This window comes from Nocardia otitidiscaviarum (genome assembly GCF_007362295.1).
Lineage (GTDB): Bacteria > Actinomycetota > Actinomycetes > Mycobacteriales > Mycobacteriaceae > Nocardia > Nocardia otitidiscaviarum.
Genome location: NZ_CP041695.1, coordinates 245,643 through 259,650, shown reverse-complemented (window position 1 = coordinate 259,650; position 14,008 = coordinate 245,643). Strand labels below are relative to the sequence as shown.

General features: G+C 70.4%; 12 protein-coding genes. 7 read left to right on the top strand and 5 right to left on the bottom strand.

Features of this window, described 5'->3' with window-relative positions; genetic code table 11:
• The first annotated feature begins 230 nt into the window (after nucleotides 1-230).
• From FOH10_RS00905 to atzF, 6 genes are all read left to right on the top strand, one after another.
• Complete coding sequence (locus FOH10_RS00905; protein ID WP_143979254.1) at nucleotides 231-1,763, top strand: high affinity choline transporter 1; 1,533 nt, start codon at nucleotides 231-233, stop codon at nucleotides 1,761-1,763.
• On the top strand, nucleotides 1,760-1,915 hold the full coding sequence (locus FOH10_RS34635; protein WP_186000670.1) for a hypothetical protein: 156 nt from the start codon (nucleotides 1,760-1,762) through the stop codon (nucleotides 1,913-1,915). The genes FOH10_RS00905 and FOH10_RS34635 overlap by 4 nt, the downstream gene beginning before the upstream one ends.
• A 62-nt stretch (nucleotides 1,916-1,977) precedes the next feature.
• Nucleotides 1,978-2,730, top strand: a complete 753-nt coding sequence (locus FOH10_RS00900) for a DUF1989 domain-containing protein (protein ID WP_143979253.1) — start codon at nucleotides 1,978-1,980, stop codon at nucleotides 2,728-2,730.
• 67 nt (nucleotides 2,731-2,797) lie between these two features.
• The gene (locus FOH10_RS00895) at nucleotides 2,798-3,415 is read left to right on the top strand and encodes an urea amidolyase associated protein UAAP2 (RefSeq protein WP_143979252.1); all 618 of its coding nucleotides are present in this window, start codon (nucleotides 2,798-2,800) and stop codon (nucleotides 3,413-3,415) included.
• 125 nt (nucleotides 3,416-3,540) lie between these two features.
• Nucleotides 3,541-5,493, top strand: a complete 1,953-nt coding sequence (locus FOH10_RS00890) for a 5-oxoprolinase/urea amidolyase family protein (protein ID WP_143983786.1) — start codon at nucleotides 3,541-3,543, stop codon at nucleotides 5,491-5,493.
• Complete coding sequence (gene atzF, locus FOH10_RS00885) at nucleotides 5,490-7,103, top strand: allophanate hydrolase (protein WP_143979251.1); 1,614 nt, start codon at nucleotides 5,490-5,492, stop codon at nucleotides 7,101-7,103. The genes FOH10_RS00890 and atzF overlap by 4 nt, the downstream gene beginning before the upstream one ends.
• A gap of 11 nt (nucleotides 7,104-7,114) precedes the next feature.
• On the opposite strand, the gene FOH10_RS00880 is transcribed toward atzF, so the two are convergent.
• Nucleotides 7,115-8,278: an epoxide hydrolase family protein gene (locus FOH10_RS00880; protein WP_143979250.1), complete on the bottom strand. Its 1,164-nt coding sequence runs from the start codon at nucleotides 8,276-8,278 to the stop codon at nucleotides 7,115-7,117.
• Between the two features lie 63 nt (nucleotides 8,279-8,341).
• On the opposite strand from FOH10_RS00880, the gene FOH10_RS00875 reads away from it, so the two are divergent.
• The gene (locus tag FOH10_RS00875; protein WP_143979249.1) at nucleotides 8,342-9,292 is read left to right on the top strand and encodes a helix-turn-helix transcriptional regulator; all 951 of its coding nucleotides are present in this window, start codon (nucleotides 8,342-8,344) and stop codon (nucleotides 9,290-9,292) included.
• A gap of 5 nt (nucleotides 9,293-9,297) precedes the next feature.
• Here the strand turns inward: FOH10_RS00875 and FOH10_RS00870 are convergent, their stop codons facing one another.
• The 4 genes from FOH10_RS00870 to FOH10_RS00855 all read right to left on the bottom strand — a co-directional run bounded on the left by FOH10_RS00870 (nucleotide 9,298) and on the right by FOH10_RS00855 (nucleotide 13,803).
• Nucleotides 9,298-9,771, bottom strand: a complete 474-nt coding sequence (locus FOH10_RS00870) for a MarR family winged helix-turn-helix transcriptional regulator (protein WP_244961506.1) — start codon at nucleotides 9,769-9,771, stop codon at nucleotides 9,298-9,300.
• A 109-nt stretch (nucleotides 9,772-9,880) separates the two neighbouring features.
• A complete protein-coding gene (locus FOH10_RS00865; protein ID WP_143979248.1) occupies nucleotides 9,881-11,299 on the bottom strand; it encodes a vanadium-dependent haloperoxidase in 1,419 nt (472 codons plus the stop codon).
• A 177-nt stretch (nucleotides 11,300-11,476) separates the two neighbouring features.
• Nucleotides 11,477-13,051: a hypothetical protein gene (locus tag FOH10_RS00860; protein ID WP_143979247.1), complete on the bottom strand. Its 1,575-nt coding sequence runs from the start codon at nucleotides 13,049-13,051 to the stop codon at nucleotides 11,477-11,479.
• Complete coding sequence (locus tag FOH10_RS00855) at nucleotides 13,039-13,803, bottom strand: ABC transporter ATP-binding protein (RefSeq protein ID WP_143979246.1); 765 nt, start codon at nucleotides 13,801-13,803, stop codon at nucleotides 13,039-13,041. Before FOH10_RS00855 ends, FOH10_RS00860 begins: the two co-directional genes overlap by 13 nt.
• Nucleotides 13,804-14,008 lie beyond the last annotated feature (205 nt).

The following is a 14,008-nucleotide window of genomic DNA, read 5'->3' as shown; positions in this document are numbered from 1 at the left end:
AGCCCATTTCACCAGGTGAGAGGTTTCTGTCATTCGACAGAAATACGCGCAACGCAGAAGTTACCGGCGGCCACGAGACGGATACACCGCCGTCACCACCGATGCCATCGCACGGCGAAAACTTTCAGTCGATAGGTATTCGCCTCGATGAAGGACCCGCCGATGGCCGCCCGATCGCTCCCAGAGCCACCCCATCCGTCCTGTGCCCCGTCCACCGGAGGGGACCGAGCATGATCGTCACCGGTATCGCGATCAGCGTGGTCGCCGTCATCGCCATCGGCCTGTTCGTGGCCCGCAAGGTGGACGGCGACAGCACCAACTTCCTGGTCGCCGGACGCTCCCTGGCACTGCCCCTGGTGGCGGCCGGCCTGATGGGCCAGGCCGTCGATTCCAATGCGACCCTGGGCAATACCGACCTCACCAGTTCCCTGGGCTTCTGGGCCGGGGCCTCGCTGCCACTGGGTCTGGGCCTGTGCCTGCTCATCACCGGCATCTTCTTCGCCGCACCGATGAACCGCATGGGCCTGCTCACCCTGCCCGACTTCTTCCGCATCAAGTACGGCCGCGGCATCGAGCTGACCTCGTCGCTGCTGATGATCTTCAGCTTCTGCATTCTGCTGGCAGGCAACCTGGTGGCGGGCGGCTACATCTTCGAGCGGTTCCTCGGCATCCCCTACACCGCGGGCGTGCTGCTCATCGTCACCATCGTGCTGTCCTACACCGTGGTCGGCGGCATGTTCAGCGACGCCTACACCGCGCTGGCACAGATGCTGATCACCATTATCGGCTCGCTGGCCCTGCTCATCTGGGTCGGCTCCACCATGGGCATCACCATTCCGGAGGGCATGGGCCCCTTCGACTTCGGCCAGCTGACGAACACTTCCGAAGGCGCGCCGATCAACTGGGCGACCCTGATCTCGCTGGGCATCGGCGATATCGTCGCCATCGACTTCATGCAGCGCATCTTCTCGGCGCGGTCGCCGCAGATCGCCCGGCGGGCCTGCTTCGTCGCCGCCGCGGGCACCGCCGTCGTCGGCGTGCCGTACGCCATTGTGGCCCTGTCCATCTCGGGCGTGGTCGGCGACGGCGACGGGCCGATCCTGCTGCGCCTGCTGGCCGACCAGGCTCCGGCCGGTCTCGCCATCCTGGTGCTGTCGGCCATTGTCGCGGCCTCCTGTTCGACGGCCAACGGGGCGATCCTCGGCACCGCCTCGGTGGCCACCCGCAATGTGGCCGGTCGACGCCGGGCCACCGACGCGGCCGGACACGACACCCTGCTGCGGCATGTGCGCTTCACCATGATCCCGGTGGTCGCGGTGGCGGTGCTGTTCGCGGTGCAGGTGCCGCAGACCGGCATTCTGCTGACGCTCGCCTTCGATCTCATGCTGGCCGGACTGATCGTGCCGTTCGTGGCGGCGCACATCACCGATCGGGTGAGCAGCGCGGCGGCGGCCGCGTCCATCATCGCCGGCCTCGGCACCCGGCTGGTGCTGTTCGTGCTCACCCCGACCGTGTACGGCGCGGAGAACACGCTGTGGCATATCGACAACAGTCTCATCACCGCGAGTTTCGACGGCTGGCCGACCTTCATCGCCTTCCTGGCGGCGCTGGTGACCTTCCTGGTAGCCCTGGCGGTCTTCCCGGCCCGCCGGGAGCCGGTTGCCGCGGCGACCGCACCGCGTCCGGCAGACCCGCGAGCGGCCGACTCGCCGCCGGTCCCGGCGGACGCGGCCGCGCAGCCCGCCACGGTGCCGACGACATGAGGCGCGTGAGCACGCCGGACAGCGCCCTGCCGGGCCGCCCCGCCCTCGCCGTCATCATCACCGCGCTGCTGGAGCGGCTGCTCGTGTGGGCGGTCCACCGGGCATCGGGCACACCGCCGTCGGAGCGGCGACATCCCAGACCCACCAACTGATTCCGCCCACCCCGGCTGTCGTCCGGGGTGGGCAGCCATCCCGACTTGCGAAGGGAACCGATATGACAGGCACCGCATCCACCACCGAGGCACGGGCACACGCCAGATCACAGGCGGCGAGCGCGGCCATCGCCGGACCCGACCTGCCGGAAGGAATCGACGGCAGGACCGTCACCTTCGCCGCTCGTATTCCACCGGGCGGATACGCCACGGCGGTGCTCGGCCGGGGCACCCGCCTGCGACTGGCCGATCCGGCGGGCGCGGCCTGTGCGCACCTGTTCCTGCTGCGCGCCGAAGCACCGTGGGAGCGGCTGAATGTCGCGGATACGGTGAAGGTGCCGTGGCAGGCGTACCTGGGTGCCGGGCATCCCCTGCTGTCGGACCAGGGCCGGGTGCTGGCGACCGTTGTGTCCGACAGCTCCGGCCACCACGACACCCTGTGCGGTCCGAATGACGCGGCGCGGCAGCAACTTCGCCTGGCGGCGGCCAAGCACGGCCTGGCCCCGCGCGATCTCGGCCCCACGGTGTCGTTCTTCCGGGGCGTGCGCGTGGAAGCGGACGGCGCGTTGACCGCCACCGGCGGCGCGGGCGCGGGCGCGGCCGTCGACCTGATCGTCCATCTGCCGGTGACACTGTTGATCGCCGCTGCCGCGCACCCGCTGGACGACACCCCGGTCACCGACCTGGATGTCGTCGCCTGGTCGGCCCCCGACGAGCTGACCCGGGTCCACAACCCCGACCCGGAATACCGGCGCGCGGTGGAGAACACCGAAACCGCCTGGCGTGCCGCACATCCACGGGAGGCGATCGCATGAGCGGCCGGGTGAGCAGCCGACTCGGCGCGACCACACAGCGCCCCGATCATGCGCGAAAGGACACAGCATGAGCACCCTCGAACGCACCGTCGTCCTGGACGAGACCGTCCCCGCCCGCGTCGGCTGGTCCACGGTGGTCCGCGCCGGTGACCGGCTCGACATCATCGACCTGCACGGCAATCAGGCGGTGGACTGCCTGCTGTACTCGGCGTCCGATCACACCGAACGCTACAGCGCCCAGGCCACCGTCGCCGCCCAGCGCAACATCTTCCTCACCACCGGCAGCGCCCTGCGCACCGATTCCGGCACCACGCTCATGACCGTCGTCGCCGACGAGGTGGGTAATCACGACACCGTGGCGGGCGCCTGCTCCCAGGAGTCCAATACGCTGCGCTACGGCCACCACACCCGCCACCAGCACGCCTGCGTGGAGAACTTCCTCGCCGAGGGCATGAAGTGGGGACTGGGCAAGCGGGACCTGGTCTCGAATATCAACTGGTTCATGAATGTTCCGGTGGAGGCCGACGGCACGCTGGGCATCGTGGACGGGCTCTCCGCGCCCGGGAAGAAGATCAGCCTGCGCGCCGAGATCGACACCCTGGTGCTGGTCTCGAACTGCCCGCAGATCAACAACCCCTGCAATGGTTTCGATCCCACCCCGGTGCGCATGGTGGTGAGCCGATGACGGCGGCGGTGACCCGCGCGACGGCCGCACCGGCGACATCTGGTCGCCCAGCCGAAACGGCGGATTCCACGCCGGTGCAGCCGGATTCGTTCATCCCGGGTGCCGCGACGGTGCTGCGCCCCGGCATGCAGTCCACGGTGCAGGACTGGCCGGGGCGGGTGGGCTACTGGCACGTGGGCGTACCGCCCTCGGGCCCCATGGACGATCTGTCGTTCCGTCTGGGCAACCGGGCACTGGGCAATCCCGAGGGTGCGGCCGGACTGGAATGCACACTCGGCGGCCCCGCACTGCGCTTCGACGCACCGACCCGGGTGTGCGTCACCGGCGCACCGGTGCCGGTGACGGTGAACGGCCAACCGGTCCGGCAGTGGCGCAGCGTCCGGGTGCCCGCCGGAGGAGTCCTGGACATCGGTGCGGTGCGCGGGCCCGGCATGCGCAGCTATCTGCTCATCGCGGGCGGCATCCAAGCGCCCGAATACCTCGGCAGCCGTGCGACATTCACCCTCGGCAAGTTCGGCGGACCGCGCGGCCGCGCGCTCGCGGCCGGTGATGTGCTCACCTTCGGCGCACCGACCGGCCGCGGGAGCGCGGGCGTGCCGGGCGACGAACAGCCGGTGCTCACCCGCCGCTGGGAACTCGCGGTCACCGAGGGGCCGCACGGTGCGCCGGAGTTCTTCACCCGCGCCGATATCGACGCCATTGTCGGCACCGACTACGAGGTGCATTTCAACTCCGACCGCACCGGCGTGCGCCTCATCGGCCCCAAGCCGCACTGGGCGCGTCTGGACGGCGGTGAGGCCGGGCTGCATCCGTCCAACATCCACGACACCGCGTACTCCGTCGGCGCCCTGGATTTCACGGGCGACACCCCGATCCTGCTCGGCCCCGACGGCCCGAGCCTGGGCGGCTTCGTCTGCCCGGTGACCGTGGTGGCCGCCGACCGCTGGAAGCTGGGCCAGCTCACCCCGGGTGACACCGTGCGCTTCGTTCCGGTGCGGGCCGATCGGGCCGCCTCGCTGCACGCGATCGGGCCGGGCCGCCGGGCCGACTGGCCCATGGTGCTCTCCGGCGGCGGCGACGGCGATGACGGCGTCCTGGCTCGGCGGGAGAGCGAGGACGGCACCGCCATCACCTACCGGCGCGCCGGAAACGACGGCGTACTCATCGAATACGGCGAGATGACCCTGGATCTCGGGCTGCGGGCGCGGGTGCACGCCCTGCACGAACATCTGCTCGAGCGCGCCGAACCCGGCATCACCGAACTCACCCCGGGTATTCGCTCCCTCCAGGTGCGCACCGACCCGGACCGGCTGCCCACGGCCGCGCTGCTGGACCTGCTCGCCGAGGCTCAGACGGTGCTGCCGGCCGCCGAGGAACTCGTGGTGCCCAGCCGCACCGTGCACATGCCGCTGTCCTGGGACGATCCCGCCACCCGGGAGGCCATCACCCGGTACATGCACGGCGTGCGCGCCGACGCGCCCTGGTGCCCGTGGAATATCGAATTCATCCGGCGCATGAACGGATTGGCGTCGGTGGACGAGGTTTTCGATACGGTCTTCGCGGCGGAGTATCTGGTGCTCGGCCTGGGTGACGTGTATCTGGGCGCGCCCGTGGCCACCCCGACCGATCCGCGCCACCGCCTGGTCACCACCAAGTACAACCCGGCCCGCACCTGGACACCGGAGAACGCCGTCGGCATCGGCGGTGCCTACCTGTGTGTCTACGGCATGGAGGGGCCGGGCGGCTATCAGTTCGTCGGCCGCACCACGCAGGTGTGGAATCACGCCTCGTCCGGTATCGGCGAGGAGCCCTGGTTGCTGCGCTTCTTCGACCGCATTCGCTGGTATCCGGTCTCGGCGGCGGAACTGCTGGACCTGCGCGCGGATTTCGCGGCCGGACGCGGAGCGCTGCGCACCGAAGCGGGCGAGTTCCGGCTCGCCGACCATCGCGCCTTCCTGGACGAGAACGCCGACACCATCGCGGATTTCCGGGCGCGTCAGGCGGAGGCGTTCGCGGCCGAACGCGAATCGTGGCGTGCGGCGGGAGAATTCGCGGAGACGAAGGAGAGCACGACATGACGGTGTGGATTCGACGGCGTACCGAGGCCGAGATCGCCGCCGACCCCGTGCCGGACGGCCCGCTGCGCGGGCTGCGGCTGGCGGTCAAGGACAATGTCGATGTCGCCGGACTGCCCACCACGGCGGGCTGCCCCGATTTCGCCTACACCCCCGCCGCCGACGCACCCGCGGTCGCGGCCCTGCGGGCGGCCGGCGCGGTGGTGGTCGGCAAGACCAATCTCGATCAATTCGCCACCGGGCTGGTCGGCACCCGCTCCCCCTACGGCGCGGCGCCCAACGCACTGCGGCCCGAATTCATCTCGGGCGGTTCGAGTTCCGGCTCGGCGGTGGCCGTGGCCCGAGGTGAGGCGGATATCGCCGTCGGCACCGATACCGCGGGTTCCGGCCGGATTCCCGCCGCGCTCAACGGGATCGTCGGCATCAAACCGACCGTGGGCGTGGTGTCCACCGTGGGCGTGGTGCCCGCCTGCCGCTCCTACGATTGCGTGACCGTCTTCGCCGCCGATCTGGACCTGGCGAATCGCGCCATGGCGGTGATGGCGGCCGATGCGCCGGACCGGCTCTGGCCCAGCGATATCCGGCTGGCCGCGCCGCCCGCGCCCGTGGTCGCGGTCTTCAGCGAGCTGCCGGAACTCGACGAGGTGTGGCGGGCGGCCTTCGCGCGCACGGTCGCGGCGCTGCGGGAGCGCGGGGTCACCATTGTCAAGATCGATCCGGCCCCGTTCCTGGCCGCCGCCCGCCTGCTGTACGACGGTGCGCTGGTGGCCGAAAGATACTCCGCTGTCGGAGAATTCGTGGACACGCACCCCGAGTCGACCGATCCGACGGTGGGCTCCATCATTCGCGCCGCCCGCGACCTGCCCGCCCACCGGCTGGTCACCGACCTGGCCGAACTGGAGCGGCTGCGCGGGCTCGCCATGGCGAGTATGGCCGGAGCCGATGCCCTGCTCATCCCCACCGCGCCCGACCATCCCAGTATCGAGGAGGTGGCCGCCGACCCGGTCGGCGTGAACTCCCGGCTCGGCACGTACACCAATTTCTGCAATCTGTTCGACCTGTGCGCGGTGGCCGTTCCGGCCGGGACGGCGGGTGCGGCCCAGTTCGGGGTGTCAGTGGTGGCGCGCGCCTTCGAGGACGCGGTGGCCTTGGATATCGCCGCCCTGGTGCTGAACCGGCGGCCGCCCGAATCCGCCTGGCCGCTGGCGGCAGCGGCCAGCACCGAACTCGTGGTGTTCGGCGCGCACCTGCGCGGTCAGCCGCTCGCATTCCAGCTCGACGATCTCGGTGCGCGCTGGGCCGGTCCGGTGCGGACCGCCCCGCGCTATCGACTCGCTGCCCTGGACACCACCCCGCCCAAGCCCGGGGTGACCCGCCTGCCCGAGGGCGAGGCGGGGGTCGCGGTGGCGGGGGAACGGTGGCTGCTCGCTCCCGCCGCCCTGGGTCACTTCCTCAGCGCCCTGCCCGCACCCATGCAACTCGGCGCGGTGGAACTCGAGGACGGTTCCTGGACAACCGGTTTCGGCTGCGACGCGGCGGCCGCGGCCGGCGGCAAGGACATCAGCGAGTACGGGGACTGGCGCGTGGCCCTGCGCGCGGGCGCGGTCGGCTGACTCCGGGCCGCTCACCGCAGACCGCGGAAGAACTCCCGGATATCGTCGGTCAGCAGTTGCGGTTCCTCCATGGCGGCGAAGTGCCCACCGCGATCGGCGACGTCCACCCAGTGCGTGATCGTGTGCTCGGCCTCCGCGTACTTGCGGATGCCGATATCGTGCGCGAACACGATCGCGCCGGTGGGCACGCCGGAGTTGACCGGCTGCCGACCCCACGCCTGGTCCTGCGCGTAGCCGACGTAGGCGGCCGATCCCGCGGTGCCGGTCAGCCAGTAGATCATCACATTGGTCAGCAGCCGATCCCGGTCGATGATCTTGTCCGGCGCCACGGCCCGCGGATGCGTCCACTCCCGGAATTTGTCCATGATCCAGGCCAGCTGCCCCACCGGGGAGTCCACCAGCCCGTACGCCAGCGCCTGCGGGCGCGTGGACTGGATCGCGATATAACCGAATTCTTCCCGCATGAACGCCTCCACCCGGCGGATGCGATCGCGCTCGAGATCGGTGAGCGCCGCCATCTCCGCCTCCGACAGCGGCACCTGCGGGAACGGTCCGGGCCCGTTCATGTGCACGCCGATCACATGATCGGTCGCCACCCGGCCGACCTCCGGGCTCACCGCCGCACCGATATCACCGCCCTGGACCCCGTAGCGGTCGTAGCCGAGGCGACGCATGAGTTCGGCCCAAGTGCGCGCGATGCGCTCCACACTCCACCCGGAATCGGCGACCGGACCGGAGAACCCGAATCCGGGCAGGGACGGAATCACCAGGTGGAAGGCGTCATTCGGGTCTCCACCGTGGGCGCGGGGGTTGGTGAGCGGACCGATCACCTCGAGGAATTCGACGATCGACCCGGGCCAGCCGTGCGTCATGAGCAGCGGCACCGCATCCGCTTCGGGCGAGCGCACGTGCAGGAAGTGAATGCGCTGTCCGTCGATCTCGGTGGTGAACTGCGGGTGCCGATTGATCCGGTCTTCGGCGGCGCGCCAGTCGTATTCGGTGCGCCAGTAGTCGACCAGTTCGCGCAGCCAGTGCGTGGGTACGCCGGTGTCCCAGTCGTCGCCGGGCAGCGGTGCGGGCAGGCGGGCGGCGTCGAGTCGGGCGCGCAGATCGTCGAGTTGCCGTTGCGGAATCTCGATCCGGAAGGGGGTGATTTCGGTGCTTCGGAGGCTCATGAGAACTACGTTATGAGCCACCTAGGACAGCTTCCGCCCTAGCTGTACGGCAGACTTCGGATTGTGTTGGAAACTTCCGCGCGACTGCTGCGACTGCTGTCGCTGCTCCAGACACCGCGCGACTGGACAGGTTCCGAGCTGGCGGAACGCCTCGAGGTGGACGTGCGCACGGTCCGCCGCGATATCGACAAACTGCGCACCCTCGGCTACCCGGTGGACGCCGTCGCGGGCGCGGCCGGATATCGGCTGGGCGCGGGCGCGAAGCTGCCGCCCCTGCTGCTCGACGACGACGAGGCCATCGCCGTGGCCGTCGGGCTCCGCACCGCGGCGGGCGGCACCATCGCCGGTATCGAGGAGAGTTCGCTGCGCGCCCTCGCCAAACTCGAACGGGTGCTGCCGTCGCGATTGCGGCATCGGGTGGCGGCGCTGGAGGCAGCCACGGTCACCGTGCCCGCCGGAGCCGCCCGCGTCGACCCGGATGTGCTCACCACACTGGCCGCCGTCATCCGCGATCACGAGCGCCTGCGCTTCGACTACCGCACCCACCAGGGCACCGAGAGCCGCCGCACCGTCGAACCACACCGGCTGGTCCACACCGGGCGGCACTGGTATCTGCTCGGCTGGGATGTCGACCGCGACGACTGGCGCACCTACCGCGTGGACCGCCTCACCCCGCGCATCCCGACCGGCCCGCGCTTCACTCCGCGTGACGCGCCGGAGATCGATCCGGCGGGGTTCGTCTCGCGCGGTGTGAGCACCGCGCCGTATCGCTACCAGGCGCGGATCACGCTGTTCGCGCCCGCGGCGGTGGCCACCGACCGCATCGCGCCGACGGTCGGCGTGATCGAGGCGGTCGACGCGGACACCTGTGTGCTGCACACCGGTTCCGACTCCCTCGACGAATTAGCCGTCTATGTGGGCGTTTTCGGTTTCGACTGCCGAATCCACGAACCGCCGGAACTCATAGCCCACATCCGAACCCTCACCGCCCGGCTCACCGCGGCCACCGAGTAGCGCGATCACTCCGCGGTGCGGACAGGGTCGGCGCGCATCGCGTCGCGGATCGTGCGCAACCCAGCCACCATGGCGTCGAGCTGCTCGGCACCGAGCCGCCCGATGAACCACTCGTCCACCGCATCGAGATAGGCGGGCAGCACCCGGGCCACCCGGGTCGCCCCGGCGGCGGTGAGTACCGCGTAGAAGCTGCGGCGATCCCCCGGCGCGGATTCGCGGCGCACGAAACCGTTGCGCTCCAAGCGGTCCACGAGCCGGGTGACACCACTGGTCGACAGGCCCGTCTGCGCGGCCAGATCGGTCATGCGCAGTTTGCGTCCCGGCGAGCGGCTCAGCCGCATGAGCGCGTCGAGGTCGAGGCCGGAGAGTCCGTACTGCTTCCAGAGCGGCTCGAGTTTCGCCATGAGGCCGTCGTGGACCTCCAGGAACAGGCCGATGGTCGAGAGTCGGGGGTCCTCGAGGAGGCGTTTGGGGTCCACGGCAGCAGAGCCTAATCGCGTCGCTGACACGCGGATAGTTGACACGCGGAACACCGGGTCGAGCTTCTTGCCACCGCAATGTTCCGCACCGCAATCATCTGACGAGTGGTCAGGGCACCCGCGGACCGGCCGCCTGATCCTGCTTCAGTCCGTCGGTCCACAGATTGTCGGCGATATCGCGGCCGAGGCGCACGCCGCCGATATTGCACGACAGGTCCATGCCGCCGTCGGGCCCGGTGACGAAGGCGTCGAAGGACCAGTGCACACCGAGGTAGACGCGGCTGCGGCCGTTCTCCTCCATCATCTGCCAGAGGCCGCCCGGGAAGCGGCGGATGTGCCGGGGGCGGACCACGCCGTCGTTGTCGGTGGTGTGACCGTCGAGTTCCCCGGAGACGAAACCCATTCCGTCGGTGAGGGTGTCGGGGCCGTCGGCATCGACGCCGTAGAAGCGGCGGGCCATCTGGAAGGCGGCCGCGCCGAAGGTGGCGTGCCCGGAGGGGTAGGCCGGGAACGGCGGGCTGAAGTTGAAGGCGACCACATTGCTGCGCGGTGCGCCGTAGGGCCGCCAGCAGGGGTCGCAGTCGGCGTCCAGGGCGTCTCCCGCGGTGCCGTCCGGCCCCATGGACGGGTCGAACTCGCGGATGCCGAGGATCGGACGCCAGAGGTTGTGCCGGTACTTGTCGTCCCAGGCCAGAATTCCGGCATCGGCGAGCGCGGTGTTGACCAGCGCGAACAGCCGGGCGTTCTGATCGGGCGTATTGTTCCGCGCCGCCGCGAGGTCGCGCACGATCTGATTGAAGAAACGGGGCGGGGTGCCGAGTCCCTTGGCTCCGTCGTAGGCCCAGAACAGCCCCACCAGGGTTTCGGCGGCCGTCCGCGGGGCGATGCCGGGCGGCAGTGTGGCGGCGGCCTCGGGCGCGATGCCCTTCCCGCGCACCTCGCGCAGCGCCTCGAGGTAACGCGGATCGTTCCCCTTCGGCGGCGGGTCCAGGGTGTAGCGGGTGGTCACCGCGAAACACCGCGAACGAGCGCCGTAGGCAGGCGCGTAATACCCCTGGGCCGGATTCACCGGGTCCGGGCGGTGATTGGGCGGAGCGGTATCCGGCATGTAGTTCTTGTCGTCGGTACCCGGATCGCCCTTGCGGGCCCGGAGCACCGCGCGGGCGACGGCCTGCCCGTGTGCGGTGCCGCGCCCGACGCCGGGTCCGGGCAGTTCGGCCTCCCGCAGCGCCCGGTCCAGACGAGGTGTCTGCGCCGGATACAGCGCCGTGAGGGTGGTGTGGGCGGCCAGCGCCACCGCCGCCGCCACCGAGGATCCATTGGCCGCCACCGGCGGCGCGGTGAGCCAGGTGCCGTGCGGCGCACCGACGATGGAGAAGTACGCGTCGTGCATGGCCAGGTGCACGATGGCGAAGGCCCGTGAGCTGCCGATCGGGCCGCGCACTCCGCGTTCGGCCTGCTTCGGTTCGGTATGCGCGATCCGATCCGATTCGAGCGCCACCGCATTCCAATACAGAATCTGGTCCACTTGTCCTGCCTCCCAGGGGAATCGACTGCGACGGGCGGACGGAGATCGACATCTCTCGCCCGGCGCTGTCAGCATGCGCTGGTTTCCTGCGAGTCTCGGCAGTAGTCGGCTACCCGAATTCACGGGGGCGACGGGACGGCATCCGAGTAGCCCGCGTCCCCGGCGTGTGGGATCGGGTCAGCGGGGTTTGACCTCGGCGAGCAGCTCCGGCCCGCGAGCCTCCAGCCGCTTGGTCGCCACCGAGACGCCCAGCAGCCCGAACCCGATCCCGACCGCGACCCCCACCGGCAGGGCCGACCACAGCAGGAACGAATTATCCAGGCTCGCACCGATTCCCAGCAGGGCGATGACGGGAAGCGATGCCACCAGCTGCCCCAGCCCCACCGCCAACTGCATGAGTATCTTCGCGCAGCCCGGATTGCCGGAGGACGCGAAGGGGTTGCCGCGGTTCGGCGGCATCGGATAGGGGGCATAGACCGAGAGGAAGATCACCGCGGCCGCGCCCACCCCGAGCAGGACCGGCAGCGTGGACAGCGCCCACGGGTACATATTCGTTTGCCCGACCGCGCCCGGCAGCACCACGGCGGCGATCACGGCGACCGGCGCGACCAGCAACAACCACGCCAGCACCCGGCCGCGCACATCCGCGCGCGCCGCATCCGGTGTGACCAGTGTCTGCCAGAGGGCGGTGCCGTCGAAGCCGTACAGATTGGTGGCAGACATGGCGGCCAGCCACACCACGAACGCGCCCGAGAACGGCAGGAAGGTGGTGCTCCCGTTCTGGATGGCCAGGAAGACCGGCAGCGCGAAACCGATGAGCAGCAGCGGCAGCAGGGTGGCCCGGCGGCGGCCGTCGCGCCACCAGGTGCGCAGTTCCTTGCGAACGACGGCGCCGGTCGGACTGATGGGCACGAGGCGGTCCAGCAACCCGGCCCGCCCGCTCGCGCGCACCTCCTCGGCGGGTGCGGGCGGGGTGGTGAGGCGGCGGCCGAGCAGCCACGCCCACGCCTCCCACAGCAGCAGCGACAGCACGACCAGACCGGCCAGGGGCAGCAGGGCCCGCAACCAGTGGCCGGAGGCGGCGGACTCCACGGCGTAGGCGGCCCATCCGGACGGGACCGCGCGCAGCAGGGTGCCCACGCCCTCGGGTGCGTCGCGCAGTTTCGGGCCGAGACTGCCGACGATCAGATTGAGCGGGTAGTAGGCCAGCCCGAGCAGTCCGGCCAGCAGCACACCGAGATCACGGCCGCGTCGGGACCGCATGGCCGCGCCGATCCACCCGGTGAGCGCTCGCGACAGCAACACCACGAAGATCAGCTGCAATACCGCCCCGACCACCGCCACCAGCACCGCGCCGATGCTGTATCGCGCCGCGATCAGCACCAATCCGGAGAAGGCGAGCAGATTCACCAGCACCGCCGGGCCGACGAAGGCGGCGGCCGCCAGACCGTAGGCGAGTTGCCGGTTGCTCAGCGGCAGCAGGCGGAAGTGCTCGGGTTGCAGCGTCTCGTCACTGCTGCCGGTGAGAATGGGCCCGCACAGCCAGCCCAGCGTCCAGGCGGTGTACAGGGCGGCGGCGATATTCGTCGCCCCGTAGAGATTGTCGGGCGCGCCGAAGCCGACCAGCAGCAGGGTGATCGCGGCGGCGATGACGCCGAAGACGATGCCCAGCCAGAAGCCGATGGCCCCGCGCCCGCTGCGCATGCCGCGTGCGGTGAGCCGCAGCCGCATGCGGATCATCACGCCAACCACGACAGCCCCTCGTCTCCGGCCACCCGGCCGCCGACCAGCCGCACGAATGCCTCCTCGAGGGTGCCCTCGCCGCGCACCTCCGCGACGCTGCCGCCCGCCACCACCCGGCCGTGGCTGATCACCGCGACCTGATCGCACAGGTTCTCCACCAGCGCCATCACATGGCTGGAGAGCACCACCGCTCCCCCGGCGGCCACGAACCGCTGGAGAATGGTGCGGATGGTCGAGGCCGACACCGGATCGACCGCCTCGAACGGTTCGTCGAGCACCAGCAGTTTCGGTGCGTGCAGCAGGGCGGTGGCGAGCCCGATCTTCTTGCGCATACCGGCCGAATAGTCCACCACCACGGTGTTCTCCGCGCCGTCGAGTTCGAGCACGTGCAGCAGTTCGTCGGTGCGCTCCACCACCGTCGCCTGCGGCATGCCGCGCAGTAATCCGGTGTAGTTCAACAGCTCTCGTCCGGTGAGCCGTTCCGGCAGCGACAACCCGTCCGGCAGCACCCCGACCATGGTCTTGGCCCGCACCGGATCGGTCCACACCTCGGTGCCGAAGATCCGGGCCGCCCCGTGGTCGGGCCGCAGCAGCCCCACCGCCATCGACAGGGTGGTCGTCTTACCGGCCCCGTTCGGCCCCACCAGCCCGAAGAACGACCCGGGCGGCACGGCCAGGCTCACGCCCTCCACCACCCAGGGCCCGCCGAACTTCTTGTACAGCCCGTCCAGCTCGAGCGCCGGTCGCCCGTTCGCCTCCATGGTGCCCCTCTCCCGGGCGCCCCTCGCCCATCACGAATATAGGTGCGACCACCGCGAACGGTAACGAACGCCGCAGCCGCCGGGCCGTACCCGCGTGCCCGCTCGGCGGCCGGAGCGGCTCGATCCCCAGTACGTCCAGGCAGAGTGGTGCCCGGTCGATGGTGACCTCGATCGGGACGTGGCGTCGGCGCGGCGACGGTCCGCC